The sequence below is a fragment of the Neorhizobium sp. LjRoot104 genome, from assembly GCF_964253725.1.
In the GTDB taxonomy this organism is placed as follows: Bacteria; Pseudomonadota; Alphaproteobacteria; order Rhizobiales; family Rhizobiaceae; genus Neorhizobium.
The window spans coordinates 3,348,370-3,372,292 of record NZ_CAXURS020000001.1 but is presented as its reverse complement, the minus strand read 5'-3'; the positions used below and the strand labels follow the sequence as shown (position 1 = coordinate 3,372,292).

General features: G+C 61.9%; 20 protein-coding genes. 12 read left to right on the top strand and 8 right to left on the bottom strand.

The window, feature by feature from the left end:
* Positions 1 to 14: 14 nt before the first annotated feature.
* From ACSQ8R_RS16745 to ACSQ8R_RS16715, 7 genes are all read right to left on the bottom strand, one after another.
* On the bottom strand, positions 15 to 746 hold the full coding sequence (locus ACSQ8R_RS16745; RefSeq protein WP_436254427.1) for a hypothetical protein: 732 nt from the start codon (positions 744 to 746) through the stop codon (positions 15 to 17).
* Positions 743 to 2,005 (bottom strand): glycosyltransferase family 4 protein, encoded by a 1,263-nt coding sequence (locus ACSQ8R_RS16740; protein ID WP_436254426.1) that lies wholly within the window; start codon positions 2,003 to 2,005, stop codon positions 743 to 745. Before ACSQ8R_RS16740 ends, ACSQ8R_RS16745 begins: the two co-directional genes overlap by 4 nt.
* Positions 2,002 to 2,841 (bottom strand): class I SAM-dependent methyltransferase, encoded by an 840-nt coding sequence (locus tag ACSQ8R_RS16735; protein ID WP_436254425.1) that lies wholly within the window; start codon positions 2,839 to 2,841, stop codon positions 2,002 to 2,004. Before ACSQ8R_RS16735 ends, ACSQ8R_RS16740 begins: the two co-directional genes overlap by 4 nt.
* Entirely contained in the window at positions 2,838 to 5,093 is a 2,256-nt protein-coding gene (locus ACSQ8R_RS16730) for a glycosyltransferase family 2 protein (protein WP_436254424.1), read from the bottom strand. Before ACSQ8R_RS16730 ends, ACSQ8R_RS16735 begins: the two co-directional genes overlap by 4 nt.
* A gap of 65 nt (positions 5,094 to 5,158) precedes the next feature.
* The gene (locus ACSQ8R_RS16725; RefSeq protein WP_436254423.1) at positions 5,159 to 5,818 is read right to left on the bottom strand and encodes a calcium-binding protein; all 660 of its coding nucleotides are present in this window, start codon (positions 5,816 to 5,818) and stop codon (positions 5,159 to 5,161) included.
* Positions 5,819 to 6,089: 271 nt separating this feature from the next.
* The gene (locus tag ACSQ8R_RS16720) at positions 6,090 to 7,490 is read right to left on the bottom strand and encodes an HlyD family type I secretion periplasmic adaptor subunit (RefSeq protein ID WP_436254422.1); all 1,401 of its coding nucleotides are present in this window, start codon (positions 7,488 to 7,490) and stop codon (positions 6,090 to 6,092) included.
* Complete coding sequence (locus ACSQ8R_RS16715; RefSeq protein ID WP_436254421.1) at positions 7,487 to 9,247, bottom strand: type I secretion system permease/ATPase; 1,761 nt, start codon at positions 9,245 to 9,247, stop codon at positions 7,487 to 7,489. The genes ACSQ8R_RS16720 and ACSQ8R_RS16715 overlap by 4 nt, the downstream gene beginning before the upstream one ends.
* A 196-nt stretch (positions 9,248 to 9,443) precedes the next feature.
* Between ACSQ8R_RS16715 and ACSQ8R_RS16710 the strand changes: the two genes are divergently transcribed.
* The 11 genes from ACSQ8R_RS16710 to rfbD all read left to right on the top strand — a co-directional run bounded on the left by ACSQ8R_RS16710 (position 9,444) and on the right by rfbD (position 21,859).
* Complete coding sequence (locus tag ACSQ8R_RS16710) at positions 9,444 to 10,016, top strand: MarR family winged helix-turn-helix transcriptional regulator (protein WP_436254420.1); 573 nt, start codon at positions 9,444 to 9,446, stop codon at positions 10,014 to 10,016.
* A 44-nt stretch (positions 10,017 to 10,060) separates the two neighbouring features.
* Positions 10,061 to 11,308: a glycosyltransferase family 4 protein gene (locus ACSQ8R_RS16705; protein ID WP_436254419.1), complete on the top strand. Its 1,248-nt coding sequence runs from the start codon at positions 10,061 to 10,063 to the stop codon at positions 11,306 to 11,308.
* A gap of 180 nt (positions 11,309 to 11,488) precedes the next feature.
* Positions 11,489 to 12,970 (top strand): DUF6212 domain-containing protein, encoded by a 1,482-nt coding sequence (locus ACSQ8R_RS16700; RefSeq protein ID WP_436254418.1) that lies wholly within the window; start codon positions 11,489 to 11,491, stop codon positions 12,968 to 12,970.
* Complete coding sequence (locus ACSQ8R_RS16695) at positions 12,960 to 15,638, top strand: glycosyltransferase (protein ID WP_436254417.1); 2,679 nt, start codon at positions 12,960 to 12,962, stop codon at positions 15,636 to 15,638. Before ACSQ8R_RS16700 ends, ACSQ8R_RS16695 begins: the two co-directional genes overlap by 11 nt.
* Before the next feature lie 38 nt (positions 15,639 to 15,676).
* The gene (locus ACSQ8R_RS16690; RefSeq protein ID WP_436254416.1) at positions 15,677 to 16,855 is read left to right on the top strand and encodes a polysaccharide pyruvyl transferase family protein; all 1,179 of its coding nucleotides are present in this window, start codon (positions 15,677 to 15,679) and stop codon (positions 16,853 to 16,855) included.
* Positions 16,856 to 16,893: 38 nt separating this feature from the next.
* The gene (locus ACSQ8R_RS16685) at positions 16,894 to 18,066 is read left to right on the top strand and encodes a polysaccharide pyruvyl transferase family protein (protein ID WP_436254415.1); all 1,173 of its coding nucleotides are present in this window, start codon (positions 16,894 to 16,896) and stop codon (positions 18,064 to 18,066) included.
* 16 nt (positions 18,067 to 18,082) lie between these two features.
* Positions 18,083 to 19,201 carry a glycoside hydrolase gene (locus ACSQ8R_RS16680; RefSeq protein ID WP_436254414.1) on the top strand — a complete coding sequence of 373 codons (1,119 nt, stop codon included), beginning with the start codon at positions 18,083 to 18,085 and terminating at the stop codon, positions 19,199 to 19,201.
* A 40-nt stretch (positions 19,202 to 19,241) separates the two neighbouring features.
* A complete protein-coding gene (gene rfbA, locus ACSQ8R_RS16675) occupies positions 19,242 to 20,123 on the top strand; it encodes a glucose-1-phosphate thymidylyltransferase RfbA (protein ID WP_306875880.1) in 882 nt (293 codons plus the stop codon).
* Positions 20,116 to 20,679, top strand: a complete 564-nt coding sequence (gene rfbC, locus ACSQ8R_RS16670) for a dTDP-4-dehydrorhamnose 3,5-epimerase (RefSeq protein WP_436254413.1) — start codon at positions 20,116 to 20,118, stop codon at positions 20,677 to 20,679. Before rfbA ends, rfbC begins: the two co-directional genes overlap by 8 nt.
* Positions 20,679 to 20,957 (top strand): NAD-dependent epimerase/dehydratase family protein, encoded by a 279-nt coding sequence (locus ACSQ8R_RS16665; RefSeq protein WP_436254412.1) that lies wholly within the window; start codon positions 20,679 to 20,681, stop codon positions 20,955 to 20,957. The genes rfbC and ACSQ8R_RS16665 overlap by 1 nt, the downstream gene beginning before the upstream one ends.
* Complete coding sequence (gene rfbD / locus ACSQ8R_RS16660; protein ID WP_436254411.1) at positions 20,954 to 21,859, top strand: dTDP-4-dehydrorhamnose reductase; 906 nt, start codon at positions 20,954 to 20,956, stop codon at positions 21,857 to 21,859. The genes ACSQ8R_RS16665 and rfbD overlap by 4 nt, the downstream gene beginning before the upstream one ends.
* Here the strand turns inward: rfbD and ACSQ8R_RS16655 are convergent.
* The gene (locus ACSQ8R_RS16655; protein ID WP_436254410.1) at positions 21,854 to 22,714 is read right to left on the bottom strand and encodes a GGDEF domain-containing protein; all 861 of its coding nucleotides are present in this window, start codon (positions 22,712 to 22,714) and stop codon (positions 21,854 to 21,856) included. The two genes, rfbD and ACSQ8R_RS16655, sit on opposite strands and share 6 nt — an antisense overlap.
* Positions 22,715 to 22,991: 277 nt before the next feature.
* Between ACSQ8R_RS16655 and ACSQ8R_RS16650 the strand changes: the two genes are divergently transcribed.
* Positions 22,992 to 23,906, top strand: a complete 915-nt coding sequence (locus ACSQ8R_RS16650) for a metal ABC transporter substrate-binding protein (protein ID WP_436254409.1) — start codon at positions 22,992 to 22,994, stop codon at positions 23,904 to 23,906.
* Positions 23,907 to 23,923: the final 17 nt, after the last annotated feature.

Sequence of the window (23,923 nt, the reverse complement as noted above, 5' to 3'; positions counted from 1 at the left end):
TTGCCCTCCCTCGATCAGATTCTGGCAACCAGCACAAGGCTGGCTCCGGCGGCAAATCCCACGAGAACGAACAACAGCAGCAGCAGGGGCTTTATTTCGCCGTTCGCACGCTTGCGCAACGCGTTCAGGTTCTTCTCCATTCCTGCCACAACCCCGTCCATCCGCATCAGGTGGACATCGAGATCATTCAGCCGTTGGCCGATATCAACCTTGAGGCTTTCGACGGCATTGCTGACATCGGTCAGGCCGGCGGTCTCGGTCTTGTCGGCATCGATTTCCGGTGAGCGCTGCAGCGAGCGCTGCGAGACCTGCAACTGCCGCTGCGCCGCCATCAGCAGATCGAGCTTGTCGAGCACTTTCGCCAGCGGTGCGGCGATCAGAGCCTCGGCCGCCTGTTCGTCCGGCTGGGGAACGCGAAGGGCCTGCTCGGAACCGGCTCCATTTCGCGCCATGACGACGATATCGTTCGCCCGAGAGTGGACCGGATCGGGCAGTGCGATTTCGAAAGCGTGTTTGCCGTCGCCGATACCGTTGCGCCGCAGGTCGGGACGATTGCGGTCGGCAACGGCCTCGGCAATCACCTTGCCGTCGAGGAGGACACGAATGGTCAGTCGTTGATCCGGTGCCATCGGGTCGAATGCCCAGCCGAAGATCCTGCCCATGTCGACGGCATCCACCCGGCCGTTCATCGGCTTGGCGTTGTCCTGTTCGGATGCGGCATCCGGTCGTTCAGCGGGACTGGTCATGCGCTCTCCAATGCCTGAACCTGTGCCGTCTCCATCCACTTGAGGTAGCGGCGGGCGGTCGTGTCGATGTCGTCGGGCTTGCGGGCGTTTTCGGAAAGCCGGCGCAGCAGGTTCGGCTCTTCGACGATGGTCCGCATCGCCGCGGCCAGCGCCCGGACATCGTTGGGCGGGACGGTCAGGCCGTTGACGCCGTGTTCGACCATTTCAGCCATCCCGCCGATGTTGCTGGCGATGACCGGCCGGCCTTGAGCCTGGGCCTCCTGAATGACAAGCGGCGCGTTCTCCCACCAGACGGAAGGAACGATGCTGCAATCGACCGCGGCCACCAGATCGGCGATGTCTTCGCGTCGATAGGGGCCTCGGGACTGCACGGATTCCGACGTTTCGGAAAAGCGCCGATTGATCTCGTCGACGAAGGCCTCGCTCTGGAAGGGCGCTCCGCCATGGACGCGGAGTTCGAAATCGAGGCCATCGGCGAGAAGCTGGCGCGCAGCCTCGAGCAATACGGTCACCCCCTTCCAGGGGTTGAGATTTCCGAAGTATCCGAAGACCGGTTTACCGCCCTGCAGCAGTTCCCTTCGCGCGCCGGCATTTCGGGCGGGAATACCATTGGGAATGACGCTGATCTTATCTTCGTCCAATCCCCATCGCACGAAACGGTCGCGTAAGAAGGCGCTTGGCGAGACGAAGTGATCAACCGTGCTCAAGAGGGCCTTCAGGTGGCGTTCGCGCAGGGTAAAGCGATCGAGCGGAATGTCCTTGAAACAGCCATGGCAGCGGTCCGGGCTGGATTGGTGACAAAGCTCCTTGCTGCCGGTGCGGACCATCAGGCCGTCATGGTGGCAGATGGGGTAGTAGTCATGCAGCGTCATGACGATCTGGCAGTCGGGCAAGGTACGGCGGACGATGTGGGGGAACTCGGCGCCAAGCAGCAGCAGGTGATGGAGGTGAACCACGTCCGGCCGGAAATCGCGCAGCAAGTCGGTTATATCCGGAACGACACCGTAGAGGTCGATCTGACTCATGAAGAAGCGGTCGAAGTGTCCGGACCACAGCAGGACCTCGTCTCCCGCCGAGCCGATGCTCTGGAAACTCGTGCCCGGTCTGGCTTCGCGGTGGATCTGGTTGGTGGCACCGAGAAACAGGGCTTCGTGCCCCTCGCGCTGGTAGGCGCGAAACAGGTCGTGAGCGAATATCTCCGTTCCACCGGGGTGAAGGGACGGATGGTTGTGGGCTGCCACCAGGATACGCTTGCTCATCGACCATTTCCCCGGCGCTTCGCCACGATGAAGTCCTGATGGTGGCTCGCGGTGGTGCCACGCCAATGGCCGAGCGATTTCAGAGCGACGGAGAGGCCCGCCCGTTCGAGCGCCTTGTCCAGAAAGCCGTCTTCGAAACCCACCGCGGCAAGCGGCGGTTGGTTGGGTACGAACCAGCACGGACTTTCGCCATAGCGGCGGAAGGCGAGACGCGGATCACGCCGCCCGCTTTCGTTTGCCGCCGCGATCCGATCGACCACGAAGGCGGTCATGAACAGGCGTCCGCCGGGTGAGAGGACCCTGCGGACCTCGGCGAGGTAGACAAGGATTTCCGCGGGCGGCAGATGAGTGACCACGGAGGTCATGATCACGAAGTCGAAATGACGATCCGGGAAGGGCAGCCTCAAGGTCCTGCCGCTGACCTTGCCTTCCGGATTGTAGAGTTCGTGCGCGATGTCCAGCCGCTGAAAGGCGAAATTGGGGTAGGCGGGCGTAATCGTTCGCTGGCACCAGCCGATACCGCCCTCGACGGGATCGACGCCGTCGTAGCGGCTCGCCTGCGGGTCGAGATATTGGGTGAGCGGCACGGCCATCCGGCCGATGCCGCAGCCGATGTCGAGCACGCGGCTGTCTTCGCGCAGGCCGCCGATGCGGATGAAGTAACCGAGAAACTCCGCTCCTATCGCGCGAAAATCACCGTCTCCCACGAAGACGTTGGTGGATTCGGGTTGCGGCAGAAAACGGTTTTCCCGAACGGATTCGATGAGCCAGCGAACACGGTCTTCATCGATCAGCCGGGCCGGCCTGGTGGGGTTAAGGAGTGCCGCCTCAGTCACGCCGCGTTCCTTTCCCGAATTCTAGCGCCCGCAGCGGCGGGTCGGCCGTTGTCCCTGTCGAATTGGTTCGCCATCAGTTCGGCGATATCGTCGTCCCAGCGCTGCGTGTGGAGCCATGAATTGTATTGGCTTGCGACGCCGCGCATGTAGTCCTGGCTGCGGCGGATCGAGCGGCGCTCGAAATGATAGAGGCACGCTGCCGGCTCGTAGACTATCTGCAGCCCGAGCCGACGGATCTTGAGGCAGAGGTCGCTGTCCTCGTAGTCGCCGATCACGTAATCCTCGGTGAAGCCGCCGACTCGCTCGTAGGTGTCCCTGCGGGCCACGAGGCAAGCGCCGGTCACGCCGGGAACGTCGCGGGCATGTTGCGCCGGCGCGTAGTCGCCAGGCATGCCCTTGTGGAAATGGTGGTTCAGCCAAATTCCGCGCTGGTCGCGACCGAAATACAGCCCGGCGTGCTGCAGCGATCCGTCCTCGAAGATCAGTTTCGGGCCGATGGCGCCCAGCCTGCTGTTTTCCAGCAGCGGTCGCGACAAGATCTGAAGCCAGCCGGGCGCGCAAGGCACGACATCCGAATTGAGCATGACCAATATGGCGCCGCGGGCAAAACGTGCGCCGGCATTGCAGGCGCGCGCATAACCGCCGTTGCGATTCATGACGACCAGCTTCATCGACAGCCCGTGCAGAAGGTGCAGGCCGCCCAGCATGTGCTCCGTCTCATCCTGGATTTCCGGGGAATCGAGGACGAAGATGATCTCCGCATTGGCGACGAGCCATGGGTCGGTGGCCATTCCCGACAGCTGGAAGCGCAGGAAATCAAGTACCTTGTAGAGAGGCACGACGATCGAAACGAGGGGTGCGGTTTCGGACAGACTGTAGTCCTTCGTGCTGTCGACCTCTATGGTCTTGCCCAGTCGCCGTTCTATGTCCTGCAGGGCAGGGGCGAGGATCGTGCGGAAGGCACCATCGACCGCATGCTGTGGCGGCACGGCGCGCAGAAGATGGTTTCGTTGTGTCGCGGGCTCGAAAGGCTGCGGTGCCGGTATCAGCGGCCTGACCGCTCCCGAGGCAAGGCGCATCTGAAATCGCGGTTGCAGGAGCGGCCCGGGGGATTCCGACAGCGGGATCCAGGCGACGAAGCCGGTCACATCGGTCCTGCTCTTCTCATCCTTCCCTTGCGCCCATGCGGGAAATTCGTAGCTGTTGCCGTCGAGCGGCACCGCCGTGCCGTCCTCCTTGACATAGTCGATGCCGGCGAACGCCGATGACGGCGCATGGAACCAGCCGCCGGCCAGCAGGCCGTCGTCAAGCGCCAGAGCGAGATCGACCTCGCCGGACGGATGCATCGACGATTTGGCAATCCGACTTGTGGCAAGGGGTGCACGAACTTGAAGGTCGATCGCCGTGGCGGCGCCGCTTTCCGGCAGGGTGGCAAGTCGACGGACAATCATTTCGCGCAGTTCCACCGCCTCGGGGTTTTTGCTCCACCAGCTCTGAAGACTGGGATAACGAGGCTTGCCGTCAGCAAGCTGGCGAATGGCGGCGCCGTTCTTGCTCAGGAGGACGATGAGAAACGGAGGGGAAGGGGAAGGCGCCTCTGCGATGAAATGGCAAGATTGCAGGCCGTTTTTCGCGTTGCGTCCGAGGACGACTTTTACGGCCATGCGTGCAATCGAAGCTGTGCCGATCGCATAGATCGCCGTGATGTCGCCGAGATCGGGACTGATAGCCGTCTCGATCAGATGGCGTCCCTGCGCAATCTGGCAGACGATGCTGGCCGCCTGCGGTTCCGGCACGAGCGCGTGAAGGGCGTCCTCCACCACCATGTTGAAAAGATGGTCGCCGGCGATGCGGAAGGCGCTTCGCCATACGGTCAGCAGGTTATTGACGAACTTGATGCGGGCATCCGGCGCGAGATCCGCGAACAGTGCCTCCACATCGAGGGGAGCGAGCGCGCGCGCCGGCGGCATCACGATGGTTTCGGCGGTGCTGCCGTATTCGGTGCAGATGCCCACACTCACCGGCTGCTTTTCCGGCCTCATCGCCCAGAACATACGGTGCCTTCCGTTGCCGAGCGGCAGCATCATGCTGACAAGCGGTACCGGCGACCGGTCCATGGACAACAGGCATTTCGTGGTGGCGGGAAGGGACGGGGGAAGGTCCCAGACAAGGACGGCCAGGTCCGTGCCGAGCCGAAAGATCTTTGCGTTTCTGAAAACGCCAGTGGCGTCTGTCGATTCGTCGAACGTCACGCGCTACCCCTCTGGATCGGAGTTGCGCGCCCCACGGGAGGAGGCAGGGCGCGCAGTGTTCATATTCAGTGAACGGTGAAGTAGTTCTCGGGATTGGCATGGATGTCGTCGGCATCGACATTGACCAATGTGAGCGTGTCGCCGTGGCCGAGATCCACGATGACATTGCCGCCGACCTGTGTGACGCGCGAGGCCAGGTCTTCGGGCGAAGACACGTCGAGGCCATTGATACCCTTCGAGATCTGCAGCAGATCCTCGCCGGCGTTGAAGTCGAGAATGACGTCATTCCCGCCACCGCCGTCGAAGACGAAGACGTCATGGCCAGCACCGCCTACCAGGATGTCGTTGCCGGCACCGCCATCGATAATGTCGGCACCGTCGCCGCCATAAAGGATGTCGGCGCCCTTGCCGCCGGACAGAAGATCGCTTCCATGTCCGCCGAGCAGTGTGTCGCTGCCCTTGCCGCCGTACATAAGGTCATCACCCCAGCCGCCGACGAGGTTGTCATTGCCGTCTTCGCCGTTCAGCAAGTCGCTGCCCTCGCCGCCGAACAGGGAATCATTTCCCTTTCCGCCGAACAGCAGGTCGTCGCCTTCACCACCGAACACGACGTCGTGCCCGTTGCCGCCGCTCACGAAATCATCGCCCGCATGGGCGCGAATGAAGTCGTTAAAGCGGGAGCCGAACAGGGCATCGTCGTATGCTCCGCCTTCTAATGTGGCCATATGCCTCTCCTCTTCGGATTCATATTCACGCGTCTCGGCGCAGGGTGCGACGATTTCGCACGTGGACTGTGCACTGCAACAAAGCATGGTGCAAGCATATCTTGGAGCTAAAATGTCATATCTCGGGAAATAAATTTCCTAATATGAGTTCTATTGGCACATTATTTCGGGAATTGTTGCTTTTATGAGGTAAAATTTGGGTATTTTACTTTATAATTACTTAAAGATTTGAAGGAATTTGCGTTTGCAGCATTCAGATTCCATCCGAGTGCTAGTCTTCCCTGAATGCGCGATTGAAACTCTCGAGGACGGGGGAGGTAATATAGTCGATAGCGCGGCGTGACTCGTGGATGATCAGCACTTCGGCGGGCATGCCCGGATAGAGGCGGACATCCGGGTTTGCCTTGAGCGATGACGGGTCGAGTTTGGCACGCGCGACAAAAAACGCACTGTTTGACTTCTCATCCACCGACTGGTCCGCGGCGACATATGTAATGGCGCCTTCCATAGGCAGGCGGGAGCGTTGATTATAGGCCGTCAACCGGACTTGCGTGTGCGAGCCGACGGCGATGCTGTCGATGTCGCGAGGATTGACGCGCATCTCGACCAGCAGCGGCTCATTTTCCGGAACGATCTCGAGCAACGGCTGGCCGGGCGTGACCGCGCTGCCGGGGGTGCGCAGCAGGATGCTGCTGATGATGCCGTCCTGGGGAGAGCGAATCTCGAGACGCCGCAGCACGTCCTTCGAAGCGGTGATCTGCTCTTCGACATCCGCGAGATCGATGCGCGCCGTGGTGATTTCGCCGGCAATCGTCGACTGAAAGTCGCTTTCAATTCCGGTCAGCGCAAGCTGTGCGCCTGCTGCCGCTTTTTCGGCCTGGGCCCTGTTGCCCACGAGCTCCCCCCGTTCCCTCGCAAGCTCGCTTAGCTTGGAATCGATCTCGATGAGTTGCGTGCGCGGTATAGCGCCTTTCTTCACCAGCGTTTCCGTCGCCGTCCGGTGCTCTTTGATGAAACCGATTTGCTGGTCGGCTGCCTGGATCTGGATGTCGAGCGACGCCGCATGTTCGAGGTGCTCCTCGATGGTCTTCTGCTGGACCTCGACGCGTCCGACCTTGGTCTCGCGCCGTTTTTCGAAAAATATCGTCTCGGCCCTGACGGCATCATCGACTGTGGCGTCCTGGGCGTCGCCGAAATCACCGGGAAAGCTGATTTGCAGCATGTCAGCCTGCTCGGCTTTCAATCGGGCCAATTTCGCGATGAGGCCGATGCGTCGGATCTGGAGCGACTGCAGGCTGGAACGGGCCCGCGTATCCTCCAGCTCGATCAACGGCTGGCCGGCGGAAACCTTGTCGCCCTCCTGAACGAGCAGCCGGCTCATCACGCCGCCTTCAAAATGGCTGATGGTCTTTCGTTTCGAATCGACGATGACCGTGCCGTTGGCGACCGTCGCGCTGCTGAGCTCGACGGAAAAGGCCCAGGCAAAAAATCCACCGAAGGATAGAAGGATCGTGGCGAGCCCCGCAACGACAAGACGACGGAGCGGCGAACGGTTGTCAAACTGGTCGAACTCCAGGTCGGGCGGGCCAACATCCAGCAATACCGGCTGATGCCGCTGGAGGCGACGTTCGGAGAGATCGGGACGGACGGCAAGGGGTGGCTTTTCAGTCATATCGCGGCTACCTCGCGGTGTGCTTCGCCCGGTATCGTGGCTGTCACCACGGCCGTTCGCGGTCCGAACTGCGTGATGCGGCCGTTTTCGAGCACGAGCAGCTTATCGGCGGCCTGCATGATGGCTGGTCTGTGAGCGATCAGGACGACAATGGCGCCGTCGTCGCGTGCGCGCTGGATGGCACGGATAAGGGCCCGCTCGCCAATCGAATCCAGGTTCGCGTTCGGCTCGTCGAGCACGATGAGGCGAGGCTGGTTGTAGAGGCAGCGCGCCAACGCTATGCGCTGCCGTTGCCCGCCAGAAAGGGTGAGGTGCCCGTCGCCCACGGGTGTGTCGTAGCCGAGGGGCAGGCGCCCGATCATTTCGTGGATATCGGCCAGCCGCGCAGCCTCCAGCACCTTGTAGGGATCGCTGTCCGCCATTCGCCCGATATTTTCTCGAATCGTGCCTTCCAGAAGCGAGACGGATTGCGGCAGATAGCCGACCACCTGGCCGAACGAGCCGCGTTCCCAGAGATAGGTATTGTTGCCGTCGAGGAAGACGCCGCCGGATGTCGGGCGCAAGATGCCGACAAGCAGGCGCGCGAGGGTCGATTTGCCGGCCGCGGAGGGACCGACCACGCCCAGAACCTCGCCCGGAGAGAGGGAGAAAGAAATCCCCTTGATGATGGGCACATCCAGCCCCGGGGCTGCGTAAACCAGCTTATCGACCACGATGTCACCCGACGAATGCGGCGTGGGCATCGTCTGGCGGATTGCGACGTCCGTCTTGAGAATCCCTTCGAGGCGACGCCAGCTGGCAATCGCCAGCACCCATTGCCGCCAGTTCTCGATGATCGAATCGAAGGGAATCAGCAGGCGCCCGACCAGAATGCTCGACGCCATCATCGCGCCGGGCGTGATTTCCTGCTGCAGCACCAGATACGCGCCGGCTGCCAGGGTGATGATCTGGATGGAGTAGCGCAGGGTGCGGGTGATGGACGACATCGCCTTGCTCCTGCTCCCGCTCGTTTCAAAGTCACTGAGAGCCTGCAGTTGAAGGGCGCGCCAGCGGGCCGCCAGGGCCGGCAGCATTCCCATCGCCTCGATGGCCTCGGCATGTCGCAGCGAAGCGCCAATCCTGGATACGGCCTCGATATTCGTTTGATTCGCTTCCTTGGTGAGTTGGTGCGTCAACAGGTATGTCACCAGACCGCCGCCAACGAGCAGCGCGACGGAGACGGCTCCGATAAGGCCAAAAAGCGGATGCAGAAGGAAAAGCGCGCCGAGAAAAATCGGCGACCAGGCAGCGTCCAGGGGCGCGCTCACCGCCGACGAGGTGAGGAAACTTCGCAATTCCGCGATGTCCCGAAGCGACTGGGTTGCGCGCGACAGGCCCTGATCGACCGAGGCCTGAACGGCGGCGGCGAGGACCGGCATGTTCAGCCGGCGAACGAGCGCGCCGCCGATGGCCTGGAACGAGAGCGCACGGATGAATTCCAGAACACCGAGCACCACCAGGGCGCCGATGGCCAGGATGATGAGCATGGTAAGCGTGTCCATGCTTTGGCTGTTGAGCACCCTGTCATGAACTTGCAGCATGAATAGAGGCATCGTCAGTTGCAGCAGATTCAGGCAAACGCTGAGCCCCGCCGCATAAAGCAGTCCCGACAAGAAAACCCGTTTCGCCTGGGATATCAGCAACCCTGAGATGTCCTGGTTTTGGCCTCCCACGGTTTTTCGCTTGCTTCTTGTCTCATTTTGAACTGTATCACGCATGAAAATTTGCCTCGAGTTAACGTTAGATCCATCTGTTGGAGGACAGATTTGGTTGTAACTGAGCCTAAGTGTAGTATTGCTTCGATCAATCTGGCACATAACGACGGGCTTGTGCAAGCTCATGGTGATCGACGGTGATGAGCGTATTTGAATATTACTTCAAGTTTTGAAGTATTTTCTCGAAACGGAGAGTCGAATGAAAGAAAATGATGTGTTCAGTTTGCCCATGGAACTGAATGACGATCTGAGTTTTCAAACGAGCCAGACAGCACAAACGCAACCCGGCCTTCCCCAGGGCCCCGAGTTGGTGGACCTCCAACAGGTTACATATTTCGAGCTCGCTCGCCTCATGGAGAGGGCGAGCCGGCGTTTTTCGGGCCTGATCCGTGCGGAGCTGACCAAGCTTCGTGTCGACGATATCGGGCCGGCACAGGCAATGATTTTGCTGGCAATCGGCGATTCGGAGCTGTCGGTCGCCGAGCTTCTGGACCGCGGGCACTATGTCGGCTCCAACGTTTCCTATTACCTGAAGCAGCTTGGTGACGGCGACTACATCGATCGCGTTGCCTCCCAGCGCGACAAGCGGTCCGCGCGCATCAAATTGACGGAAAAGGGCCGGCAGCTCAGGGCAAATCTCCGCGACGCGGCGATGACCTACGAGCGCGCCGTGAACAGGGGCGACCAGGACCAGCGTATGCTCGAGACGGCCTTCCAGACGCTGCACCAGCTCGAACTGGCCTGGGGCAGCGGTCCGCGGTACGGCGTCTAGATGGCGAGCGATGCCGCGTACCCGGCAATGGCGGGCTAGGCGCTATGCATGTGGCGTTTGTTCATCGACGGGGTTTCGGTCAATTCGCCGCCTTGGCCGCTCGGCTCGCGCAGGCGGGCAATGAGGTCAGCCTCATTACCGAGACCATAGACCAGAAGATCCCATCCGTTCGTGTCGTTCGACATCGGGCGGAATCGGGCCCGCGCGCAGATCCGCATATGGCCCGACACATGGGGACGCCCGATCACCATGCGCGAATCGGCCATCGCGTCGCCGAAACGCTCGATGCCATGGCAAAGCAGGGGCTGGTGCCCGACATTGTCGTTGGCCATATCGGGTGGGGAAGCATGATGTTCCTGAAGGACGTGCTGCCGCAGGTGCCCGCCTTAGGGTATTGCGAGTTCTTCTACCGGTCGGAAGGGGCGGACATCGGGTTCTCGCCCGAGGATCAGCCCGATCTGGAGACGCGCAAGCGGCTGCGGTTGCGCAATATCGCGCAGCTCCTGTCCCTTGAGGCCATCGAGGCCGGCATCAGTCCGACCCATTGGCAGAGAAGCCTGTATCCCGCCGACGCCCGGGGGCGCATTTCGGTATGTCACGAAGGGATCGATACGGCGCGGTTTCGACCGGACCCGACAACGTCGGTCACCCTTCCGGACGGACGAGTGCTCAGTGCCGGTGGCCCCCCCATCGTCACCTTTGTCGCGCGCGACCTTGAGCCCTATCGCGGGTTTCCACAGGTCTTGGAGGCCGCCGCCAAGGTTGTGCGCCAGAGCCCGGATGCCCTGTTCGTTTTCGTCGGAGGAGATGGCGTCAGCTATGGTGTGCCGCCGCCCGGCGGCGGGGCGTGGAAGGATCATCTCCTCAAATCGCTGGACATACCACGGGAGAATATCGTCTTTCCCGGCGCGGTGCCGCATTCGGTCCTGCGGCAGCTCTACCAGATCTCGGCCGCGCACCTCTACCTCACCTATCCGTTCGTCTTGTCGTGGTCGGTGCTGGAGGCGATGGCATGCGGCGCGCTGGTCATCGGATCGGACACCGCGCCGGTCCAGGAGATCATACGCTCCGGCCGCAACGGCCTGTTGGTGCCGTTCTTCGATACGGATGCCCTCGCCGAGGCCATTCTCGGCGCCCTGAAGGATCCGGAACGCCATTTTGGGATACGGGCAGCGGCGCGCCGGACGGTCGAGAGGCGTTTTCGACTGACGGATTGCCTCGATCGCCAACAGAATCTGCTTGAAAAATTGATCGGGAAGCCACTTCTGCGCAATGCAGAAATGAGTCTGTAATTTTACTTTGATTTTTAAAGTATATACAAAGCATTTTTCTTAGCCGTGGCTAATTTTTATTATTGTGCACTGCAATGTTAGTTGTTAGGCTTCCCATATGAGTGCCGGATGATTTGAATAAATATCTGATTATTCGGCGTCTTTGCTTTTTGTTCCGAGCTAATTGTTCAGGGGCCGCGCGTGCAAGAATTGACGTCTTCCGGCATTGGGAAACGACTGGTGACGAGAAAGCTGATCGCGGCATCGAGCCGGGATCGGTCGTGCTTCGAAGGGAGCGATATCGACCATCTGGTCGTTTGCCTCGATGTTGATGGCCATCTTCCGGCGACATTGCAGAATGCTTTTCCCTTGATCGCCGTCGCCTTTTCCGAAGAGGGCGAGGCGGACTTGCAGCAGCGTCTGGCGCTGCTTGGGCCGCTGGGGACGGTCCCCGCGGTTCCCATACAGCGGCTCGATCCCGTCAATACGTCGGACAGTTTTCCGCTCCTGCGGGCGCTGACCGAGGGCGGCGTCGGCCGGCTTGCCCGGTACAGCGCCTCGATCAGCTCGGAGCTTGCGATCCTGCGCCGGGAACGCGAGGCGCTGATGGAAAACTACCGGGCGCTGGAAGATGCGTTCCAGGCACGAAACTGGGAGCCGGTTTCGGAGATTTTCTCCCACGATCCCTATGCCGATCCGAAGGACGAGGGGATCGGGCAACTGCTTTCCGCCGCCTTTGTCGAGCAGTTGCTGCCGGTATCCAGCCTTGGTGTGGCCGGGTTCGCCCTTCATCTGCACTCGGTGCCTCGGATCAGCGGAGAGCTTGTCGTGGCATTGAGCTATCTGGAAAGCGGCGAAGGGGTCGCCGAATGGACCGTCCCCTATGCGCAACTCGTACAGAACTGGAATTTCTTCTCGCTGCCCCGGGCATGCGGAGGGGCCGCGCGTACGCTTCGCCTGAGGATTTCCGCGACCGGGCCAGAGACCGTCGGGCTTTCGCTCGGTTATCCGATCGCCGGCGAGCGCTATTCGGCGCGGTCGGAACTTCCGCATCCGGATCTCGACCTGCGTCCGCTGGCGTTCAAGGTGTTTACGGGACTGCCTGGGGTCAAGCCCGCCAGAACGCCCAACATGATAGCGCCGAGCAGCCTGCTCGAAGGCCAGTACACAATCGACTATCGCCTGGCGGTCGGTACGTTGAGCCAGATCGCCGATGTTTCGGTCACGCCGATCGTCCCGGAATTCCAGACGGTGCGCTTCCTCGAGCATGAGCATGCCGTTGTCTGCCACCCGTTGCCGAGCGGCATATCGGCAGGCGCGGTCAGTCGCGCGATCGAACCCGGAACGGTATCTTTCTCGGCGAGCGCCTTCATCGATCATCCGGAAGGTCAGCCCGCGGCGGTCAGCTTCCTGCTCGCACCGTCGAATTCGAACGCGCGTTCCGAAGTGGCCGAGCTTGCGCGAAAGGGCGCGGCCAAGCCGTCGGCATTCTTCAGCGGATGGCGTGAAGTCAGCTCCAGCGAGGTCGTCAACATCAACATCCAGCTGGACGAGCCGGCGCGGGGCCCAATGGACCTGATGATCCTCAGCCGTGCGGTCACGGACTCGGTCGATTTCTCCTGGCTGAAGGTGTCCGGCTTCCGGATGGTCAAACAATTCAGGGAGGCCGCCGATGTCCAGTAACAGGGAGCCAACGGACCTGATTGCTGTGGCCATGCCCCTTTACGGTCACGCGGCACTCGCCCTGGAGGCGATCGAGTCGGTGCTTGCCTCGAAGCTCGGCAACTGCCGGATCGTCATTATCGTCTCGGTCGATGGCGATCCACGGCACGAGACATTCGATCAGCTGCTGCTTTACGCTGCGGCCCATCCGTCCCTCCATGTCGTGTTCGGGCGGAACGCCGGCCCCGGCGGCGCGCGCAATCGCGCCATCGACTTCGTCCTCGAGCGCTTTCCGGAGACGAAGGCCGTCTATTTCCTCGACGCCGACAATCGCGTCCTTCCCGGCACCATCGAGACGCTTTACCGGCAGCTCTTATCCAGTGGCTGCGGGTGGGTCTACACGAATATCGACACATTTTCGGTAAGCTGGCGCGCCCACTACGGCAACCGCTATTCGCGGCTGGTGCACTGCATCACCGACAATATCTGCGACACGGGATCGATGATCTCGATCGATGTTTTCCAGGAAGGTGTCCGCTTCAACGACGACAGGCAGAACGGTTTCGAGGACTGGGAGTTCTGGCTGTCCTGCATCGAGCACGGTTTCGTCGGCACGCCCTGCCACGACACCATCTTCGAATACAGGCTGAGGGCGGAGAGCCGCTTCAAGGAGGCCAACCGGGATCGCGCCACGTCGGTGAGCTTTCTGCGCAAGCGCCACATGCCCTTGTTCCAGCGCCCGATGCTGGTGGATTTCGAGCATGAGGAGTGCCCGCGCTACCTGTTTGCGCGAACGGAAGACACGGCGATCTCCTTCTTCACCGACCCCACCAAACCACCGACGATACGTCGTCTCGACGACATCATCCCGGCTTTCTGGGGCAATATCGGCGAGCCCGACAACGAACATTTCCCGCCTTTCCTGGTCGCCGGAAGCGGCGCGGCCCTCGACCTTCTGCGGCGTTCGCGCATGCTGCCGAACGTGCTTGCCCATCTCGAACGGCTGAGCGAGACCAGCAACGTCGTTTTCGTCCAGCTCGCCAACGATGCCACCCAGCGCAAGATCGAGCCGATCGTTCATGGGCCGGGCGCACAGAAAATCGGTCCCGCCGATCTCGTTTTCCTTTCCACCAGGCTGATCCAGGAAGTGGTCCAGAACAATGCGGTGGACTGGTTCTCCTCCATCGCAAGCCAGCAGGTATGGCCGACATCCGCCGTCCTGAAAGTGCGCTTCCCTTTTCCCAGAAGCCTTCCGCGGCGTTCTCTCATCACGCCCCAGCAGGTGACGATCAACTGCGTCAACGCGATCGCCACCAGCCCCTTGCGCGAGACGGCGGGCAAGCGCTGGACTTGGCGTCCGGCACGGCTCGTGCCCTACACCGATCTCTACAAGGCGCTGCGCAAGGAAGTCGGCGGATCGCCGGTCCTGCCGCTCGGACATGGCGAGGGCAAGCGGACCGTGGCGCTGCTGGTGCCGAACGCCTCGTTCGGCGGGGCCGAAAAGGTCGTCTATGCGGCCGCCCGGGAATTGAAGGCGGCGGGTTACGAAACCCATCTCTTCGTGCTCGGCACGTCGCGGATGGACGTGATCGATGAATTCGATTCCAGCTTCGACTACATTCACTTCTGGGACGCGGGAATTCCGGCCTGGGGAGGGTCGGGCTCGTTCCTCGGACAGGACTTTATCGCCGAGGGGCATTCCGTCGACTGGGAGGCGCTGAAGGGACAGCTTTCCGGCTTCGACCTGGTCATCAACAACCACGTGATGGCCGTCCATCCCCTCATCGCGCGACTGCGCGCCGAAGGCACGCGCACCGCCTGCTATCTTCACGTCGTGGACAGCACGGCCTACAAGCGGCCCGCCGGCCAGCCCTTCGCGGCCATTGCCCACGAGCATTGCTACGATGCTTTCCTGACCTGCTCCGAACAGCTCAAGACATATCTGCACAGCTACGGCGTCCCGCACGAAAAAGTCTTCGCCGTTGCGAACGGAGCAAGCTTCTCGGTACCGCCCAAGGCCCTGGCGGAGGTTCTGACCGTCAGGCGGATCGAGCGCAAGGGCGACCGGTTGCGGCTTCTCTACATGGGCCGGTTCGATCAGCAGAAGGGTATCGACCGGCTGGCGGCAGTGCTCGCGGAACTGCGGGCGTCCAACGTCGCCTTCGATGCCCGGGCCATCGGAGGGGAAATCCTCGCCGACTCGACGGTCTCCTGGAGCGAGCGGCTGAAGGACCTGGGCGTCGACGTGCGCCCGCCGGTCTTCGCCAGCAAGGATCTGATCAAGGCGCTGGGCTGGGCCGACGTTCTTGTCATGCCTTCCCGGTGGGAGGGCGCGCCGCTGATGATAGCCGAGGCGCAGCAGCTCGGCTGCGTGCCCATCGCGACCGAGGTCGGCGCAGTGGACGAGCTTATTTCCGACGGCGAGGACGGCATACTCGTCAACGCGCCCTCCGATCCTCAGGTGGTGAGGGAGATGGCCCGGATAATCGAAGAGGTCGCACGCAATCGCGAGAGGCTCGCTCCGCTGATGGAGGGATGCATCAGGACCGCCGCGCGCCGGTCGTGGGCTTCATCCTTCTCGGATTTCATCGCGTGGAGCGACCGGTCCGTGAAAAATTCGTCACTGTCACGCGCCGCGGTGTTTCGCGAGCAAACGGCGGCAAATCCCGTGGTCGCGGCAGCTGGCTGATGCCGGGCCGCTTCTTTGAAACAGAAAGGTCTAGTCGAATGCGTCCGCGAATTCTCGTGACGGGTATTCCCGGTCACTACACGCGCCTTGCCAACGGCGCCCATGACCTGTCCGTCTCCTATGCGGAGCGGCAGAAGCAACCGGAAACGAAAGAGGAGTTTCTGCAGGAGCTGCACAATATCAGCAATACCGGGAACTACCTCATCGGTGAGGGCGCCCTGCGTGCGCTTGCGCCGCATGCGAAGCAGGTTCCCTTCTGGCATCTCTACAATCTGAGCAAGAGCGGCAATGGCTTCGACGAGTTCAACGCCAACTTCGACATCTGCGTCTTCACCTGCGCGAACCTCTTGCGCAAGGGGCTTTCCGCCGACGCCGAGGCGGATGTCCTAAGCCGGCTCAACATGCCGATCGTCATGCTGGGCATCGGCCTGCAGAATCGCAAGGACCTCGAGAACAACCTTCCGGAGGGAACGAAGCGGCTTCTGGCCGTCCTGAAGGAGCGTGAGCACTACTTCCTGACACGCGGCTACGAGTCGGCCGGGTTCCTGAAGGACCAGGGCTTCTCCTTCGTGCGCCCGACCGGCTGCCCTTCCGTCTATTTCATGCCGGACAACATGCGTCGGTCCATGAGGAAACTGTCCGGCGTGCAGATCGGCAAGGCGCGGACAATCTTTTCAGGCTATCTCGGTGGAAACCAGGATGCGATCCTCGATGCGAATGCGCTGGCCCCGCCGGACACCGTGCCGCAATATGTCGTGCAGGACGAGTTCCTCCACTTCGATATGAAGGTGGAGCCTAACGACGAGGGACGCGTCTATGATTCCGCCTCGGGCCTGATGATCGGTGACCTGGCCTATCCCGGCACCGAGCGCGAGAAGCAGCGGTTCGAGGTCCGCACCTTCTTCGACAACAACCAGTGGCGCGGCTGGGCCTCATCGATGGATTTCAATTTCGGCCGTCGGTTCCACGGCTCGATCATCGCCATGCAGGCGGCCGTACCGAGCCTGATGGTGGCGGTGGACGACCGCATGCGCGAGATGCTGGGCTTTACCGGTCTGCCGGCCGTCGACATCACGGAAGTCGACAAGGCGGAGAACCGCGCCGAGTTCGTGGCCGATCATCTGGCAAAGCTCAACACGAGCGAACTTGTCGACCGGTATTCCGACCGGGAGCGCGCCTTCCGCACCACACTTCGTGAAATAGGCATCGGTCTCTAGCGGCCCAGCACTGTCATTTTTCGGTTCAAAGGATAGTTATGCGTATCTTGCTAACGGGAATTCCATCCTATCTGCAGCGGACGATTGGGGACGTCTCCGGCACGACCGTCATCCATCGGCCCTATTTCGACGAAACAAGGACCAAGAAAGACCTGATCGCGCAGGTCAGGAAGATCGCCAACACCGGCAACTACCTGATCGGCGAAGGAGCGGCCGAGAGCCTGCGCGGTCATGACGTCACCTATCTGCCGTTCTGGCATCTCGCCAACAACCGGGAGTCGAACGAGCTTTACGAGCGTGTGAACCGCGAGTTCGATCTGTGCGTCTTCGCCTCCGCCAATCTGCTGCGCCCCGGTTATTCCGCCGATCTCGAAGCGGAAATCTTCGCGAAGCTGAACATGCCGGTCGTGGTCATGGGTATCGGCATCCAGCGCAAGGAAGGCCTCAAGGATCAGCTGCCGGCCGGCACGCTCAAGTTCCTGGAGGTGTTGCGGAACAAGGAGAGCTTCTTCCTGACGCGCGGCTATTTCACCGCCGAATTCCTCCGGGAGCAGGGGATGAAGTTCGTCAAGCCGACCGGCTGCCCGTCGCTCTACTTCTCGCCGAACGACATGAAGCGTTCGCTTTCGGCGCTTGCCAATCCGGGACTGGCGGAAGCCCAGAAGATCGCCTTCGGCGGCTATCTCGGCAGCGTCGCCGATACGATCGTCGATGCCCACGCGCTGCTCAAGCCCGACAGCGTCGCAAGCTATGTCGTCCAGGACGAATTGGTTGCCTACAGCCTCTCGCTCACCGGCGACGACAACGGCATTGCCTATGACCGGTCGAGCGGGCGCATCACTGGAGAGACGGAGTACAAGCATTCGGAAAAATGGCAGCGGAAATACGAACTGCTGGTCTATTTCGATACGAACCAGTGGCGCGGGGCGATGTCGGAGCGCGATCTGTGCTTCGGCCGCCGCTTCCACGGCTGCATCATCGGCATGCAGGCAGGCACGCCTGCGCTCATGATCGCGGTCGATGACCGCATGCGGGAGATGCTGGAATTCATCGGCTTCCCCTATATCGAGGCGTCCACCTGGAACAGGGAGGCGGACAAGCGCGCCTATCTCGCCAACTTCCTCGGCAAGATCGACACGCAGGCCGTAATCGACCGTTATTCCGCTTGCGAGGTCAATTTCCGTAATGCTCTCAAGCAAATTGGTCTCTAGGCGGCAATACGGTCGGATGAGGGCGCGCCGGGCTTTGTCCCGGGCGCTGGCGATAGTCCTTATCCTTGTTCAGGTGCCGGTCGCCGCGAGCGAGACGTCGCCGGAGCGTATCGGCATCAACCGCGTGAACCTCGCCTGGCTTTCGCGCGACGACCAGAAGCGCGTACTGACAGAGATGGCGGCGGGCGGAGTGACCCATGTCCGGCTTTCGCTGTCGAGGCCGGTGAACAAAAGCATAGAGGCCATCGAGATCGCGGATCGGCTGGGCTTGCGGATTCTGCTCGAGATCCAGCTGGGGAACAAGGACTATTATCCGCAGGGCGCCCGTCCCCGAAGCGGCTTCGGCCGCATCTGGGACGTCTACAGGCTTTCGGACCTCGATCCAGGTCGCTTCCGCGCGGGCCTGCGCGCCGCGCTGCAGGCGATCGACGACAAGGGCATTCGTCTCGATGCGGTCGAGCCTGGAAATGAGATCAATTACAGTGCCTATAACGGCGATCTTCTCGTCTACCACAAGCCAGGCGGGCGCACGCCGCGAAGCGCCGCCGAGATTGCGGACCGGGATGCATTTGAGCGGGGGCTCGATGTCTATGTCGAGGCCGTGAGGATCACGCGCGAGGAATTGCGGGCAACGGTGCATAGCCGTGGCGCAGCGGTCGTCTCCGCCGGCCTTTCCGACGTCGGTGTCGGCGAGGCCGACGGGCGCGGCATGGAGCGGCTCGATCCCGGCGAGGTGGTCTCGCTGCTTCGCGAAAAGGGTTTGGATGACGTGGTCGATGCCTACGGCATCCACGTCTATCCCGGCCGCAAGCGCGACGCTGCGCTCATGAGGGACGTAAGGGCCTTGCTCGACTTCTGTCAGCCGCGGGGCGCCACCGGCAGGCCGTGCTGGGTGACCGAATGGGGGATCGCCAACACGGCGCGCGCCTGCCCGATCGACGACCGGGAACGGGAAGGCGCAATTCGTGCCGTGCGCGGCGCCTTCGCTCAGCTGATGGAAGAGAAAAGGCTGGAGGCCGCCTTCTATTACGACTGGGACACGCAACCCGCCTACAGCGTCTGGCGCTGCGGTGCGCTGAGCCCGGCCGGCGCGGCAGCGATCGCCCCGGCTTCCGCAGGAGGCTTGGCGCGATGATCGCAACAACGGGCCTGGCAACCGCAACCGGAGACACCGCATGAAGGGCATCATTCTGGCGGGCGGCAGTGGCACACGCCTCTATCCCGTGACGATTTCGGTTTCGAAACAACTGCTTCCCGTTCACGACAAGCCGATGATCTACTATCCGCTCGGCACACTCATGCTGGCCGGCATCCGCGACATTCTGGTGATCACGCTGCCGCGGGACAAACCGCTGTTCGAGGGTTTGCTTGGAGACGGGAGTGCGCTCGGCCTTTCGATCACCTATGCCGAGCAGCCGCAGCCGAACGGATTGGCGGAAGCCTTCGTCATCGGTCGCGAATTTGTCGGAGACAGCCCGGTCGCGCTCATTCTGGGCGACAACATCTTCTATGGGGCGGGCCTGGCGGAGATCTGCCGTGATGCAGCCGCCCAAAAAGCCGGGGCAACGATCTTTGCCTACCATGTGGACGAACCGAGCCGCTACGGCGTGGCCAGCTTCAATGCCGTCACCGGCAGGGCCGAGTCGATCGAGGAAAAACCGGTCGCGCCGCGGTCGAACTGGGCGGTCACCGGGCTCTACTTCTACGACAACGACGTGCTTGACATCGCGGCCTCGGTCCTGCCGTCGGGGCGGGGCGAATTGGAGATCACCGATGTCAACCGTGCCTATCTCGACCGCGGCGACCTTCATGTCCGCCGTCTTGGTCGTGGTTACGCATGGCTCGATACGGGCACGCATGAGAGCCTGCACGACGCCGCATCCTTCGTGCGCACGATCGAGTGCCGGCAGGGCGTGAAGATCATGTGCCCGGAAGAGATCGCCTATGAACTCGGATATCTGTCGGCGGACCAGGTGCTGGCCCGCGCCGACACGATGGGAAAGACCGACTACGCCGCCTACCTTCGGCGGCGTATCAGGGAACTCGCGGATGCTTGAGATCCGCCGCCTTGGTTTCGAGGATGTCCTCGAACTGACGCCCCGCAGGTTCGATGACGGACGTGGTTTCTTCGTCGAAACCTATAATGCGGGGATATTCGCTGCGAACGGCATAGAGACGACGTTCGTGCAGGACAATCATTCCTACTCCGCCCATGCGGGTACCTTGCGCGGGCTGCACTATCAGTTGCCGCCGCGGGCCCAGGCGAAGCTCGTCAGGGTGGTGCGGGGGCGCGCGTTCGACGTCGTGGTCGATGTACGCCGGGGTTCGGCCACGTTCGCGAGATGGCTCGGGATCGAACTTTCCGCCGCGGCCGGCAACCAGATTCTGGTTCCGTCGGGCTTCGCGCATGGCTTCGTCACGCTGGAGCCGGATACCGAGGTCCTTTACAAGGTGAGCGATTTCTACTCGCCTGACCATGACCGGGCTATCCGCTTCGATGATCCCGAAATCGCCATAGACTGGCCCGTTGATCTCGGTCGCCTGCGAATGTCTGCGAAGGACGAGAATGCACCGCTTCTGGCGGGTGCAGCGGTTTTCGAAGGGACCGTGTGATGGCGACGGCGGGCGCGCGCATTCTTGTCACCGGCGGCACGGCCTTCACCGGTTCCGCGGTCTGCCGCCATCTCGTGGCAGGCGCCGCCGAGCGTGTCGTCACCATCGACAAGCTGACCCAACAATTTCGCTCCGTGCCGGCCTCCCGGGACATTGATCCCGCCGACCATCCTCGACGCCATCGGGGAAAAGCCGCCGATCCCTTGAAAATCGAGCGGGAGCTCGGGTCGAAGCCGCAGGTGGGGTGTCCTGGCGAACGTTCGCGGCTCCCGGCATGAGGATTGCGGTAACCGGCAAAGGGGGGCAGGTCGCTCTCAGTCTGGCGGAGCGGGCAGGGCGGCGGCCCGATGTCGAGGTGTTCACCCTGGGGCGCCCCGAGCTCGATCTGGCACGGCCGGAGACCGTCTGGCCGGCGCTGGCATCTTCGCGCCCCGACCTGGTCGTTTCAGCCGCGGCCTATACCGCCGTCGATCGGGCCGAGGATGAAGCGGAACTGGCCTATAGGATCAATGGCACCGGTGCCGGGGCAGTCGCCGAGGCGGCCACCCGTCTCGGAGTGCCGATCGTCCATCTGTCGACCGACTACGTCTTCGACGGAAGGAAGCAGGGCGGTTACCATGAGACGGACACGCCGGCGCCGCTGAATGTCTACGGCGCTTCCAAGCTTGCCGGCGAAATGGCCGTGGCAGCGGTGGCGCCCCGTCATTTCATCCTGCGGACGAGCTGGGTCTACAGCCCGTTCGGGACGAACTTCGTAAAAACCATGCTGCGGCTGGCGAGTGAACGCAAGGAAATCGCAGTCGTTGCGGACCAGCAGGGGAATCCGTCGGCGGCACTCGATATTGCCGATGCTATTCTGGGGGTCGTCGTCGCCATGGGGGAGGGCGCGGCATACGGGACCTACCATCTCGCGGGGACAGGCACGACCTCATGGGCAGACTTCGCGCGTCGTGCGTTCGCCGCAAGCCGGGCCGGTGGGGGGCCATGGGCGGAGGTTCGCGACATAAAAGCCGCCGAATTTGCTGCGCGAGCGCCCCGCCCGGTGAATACGCAACTCTCCAGCACGAAATTCGCCTCGACATTCGGCTGGACTATGCCGCATTGGCAGCAGTCACTCGACGAGGTCGTGGGGCGGATTGTCCGGGACGCCGCGCGTGTAAACGCGATCCCCGCGTTATGAAAACACTTCACGGAACAGGAGCGGGCCGGCCTCTTCTTCTGCAAGAGCGGCGCGGTTGGCGGCCTCGCGGAGCGACTGGAAGTCGGCCTGATCCTCGACCCTGGTCCCGCCCAGCCGCAACGCCACGGATATCTGGCGCTCCTGCCCGGCTGCAAAGGTGGTCTCGCGGATCTGCGCGCGGATGCGGTCGCAGATCTCCCTGGTATTTTCCGGTGTTGCGCCCGGCAGATAGATCCCTAGTTCGTCGGAGGCGAGGCGAGCGACGAGATCGCCATAGCGCACGGAAGACTGCACGATCCGGACAAGCGATTGAAGCAGCGTGTCTGCCCATTGCGGACCATAGCGGCGGCCGACTTCATCGAGATTGCCGACCTTGAGAACGAGCATGATGCCGTCCGGGTTTTCCCCATCGGTCACGCGCCTGCGGTCCATCGCATGTTCGACCGAGGTCGCAAATGCATTGGCGCTGAGAGTACCCGTAACGGGATCGTGGGTCAGTGCGTGCTGAAGTTGCTTCTGAATGTCGTGAAGCGCTTCGTTGCGTCGATAAATCGTAAACAGAAGCGGAAACGCAACAACGGCCGATACCAGTGCGACGACCGTCAATTCCACCCAGAGCGGACGCTCCTGAAATACCAGGCTCAATATCCAGACGACCCCGATCGCCCCGACTGCGCAGGCGAGGGTGCCAGCCGCTGCCATCCTGAGATGAGGGGCGATCGTGGCTCGGTGGGCGCGGAGTTGAAGAGACATTCGGTTGACGGAGCTGCTCCAGTGGTCGTTGTCCTTGATGGATTCAGCCAGAATAACGGTTGTCCAGATCGGATGGAATGCCAGCAATGCGTTACCCAGCATTTATCTTCGCGCAATAGATTAAGGATCCGTATCGTGGCCGCGGGTTGCAGGTCGCGAGATTCCTCGCAGACCTGTCTTGCCAGTACGGCCACCTCTTCTCGTCAGGCAAGGCCGCAATCATTTCGGCGTCTGTTGCGAATCCTTGTTGCAATTCATTCGCAATTGCAGAATATGAGATGGCGAGAGTGCCCATCGTGGTTGCAGACGGTCACTCATTGCGACGAGGCGACCCGGATCACTGACTGCAACTAAGTCCTATTCGCAAAAGGAGACGTGCATGCTCGACAAGGAACGACGGCTGATCCTGACCGGGATGATGGGGGCGGCGTTCGCCGCCGTTCTGGCGGTCATGCCGGCATCGGCGCAGGAGAAGTTCAAGGCGGTGACGACGTTCACGGTGATCGCCGACATCGCGAAAAACGTCGCCGGCGACGTCGCGGTCGTCGAATCCATCACCAAGCCCGGTGCGGAAATCCACAACTACCAGCCGACGCCTGGCGACATCCAGCGGGCGCAGGGCGCCAAGCTCGTCTTCTGGAACGGGCTCAATCTCGAGCTCTGGTTCGAGAAATTCTTTCAGAACCTGAAGGACGTGCCGGGCGTGGTGGTCTCGACAGGCGTCGAGCCGATGAGCATTGTCGAAGGGCCTTATCAGGGCAAGCCCAACCCGCATGCCTGGATGTCTCCCACCGCGGCGCTGATCTATGTCGATAACATCCGCGACGCCTTCGTGAAGTACGATCCGAAGAATGCCGCGACCTACAAGGCCAATGCGGAAGCTTACAAGGAGAAGATCAAGGCGACCGTAGATCCCATCAAGGCCGAACTCGCCGCGGTGCCGGAAGACAAGCGGTGGCTCGTGTCGAGCGAAGGCGCCTTCTCCTATCTCACCCGCGATTTCGGTTTGAAGGAACTTTATCTGTGGCCGATCAATGCCGACCAGCAGGGCACGCCGCAGCAGGTCCGAAAGGTGATCGACGCCGTTCGCAAGAACCGGATCGGGGTCGTTTTCTCGGAGAGCACGATCTCGTCGAAGCCGGCCGAGCAGGTGGCGCGGGAGACCGGCGCCAAGTACGGCGGCGTTCTTTACGTGGACTCGCTGAGCGAGGCCGACGGCCCGGTTCCGACATATATCGATCTGCTGAAAGTGACCTCGGATACCATCGCCAAGGGCCTTGCCGCCTCGCACTGATCCCTGGCCCTGTGCCT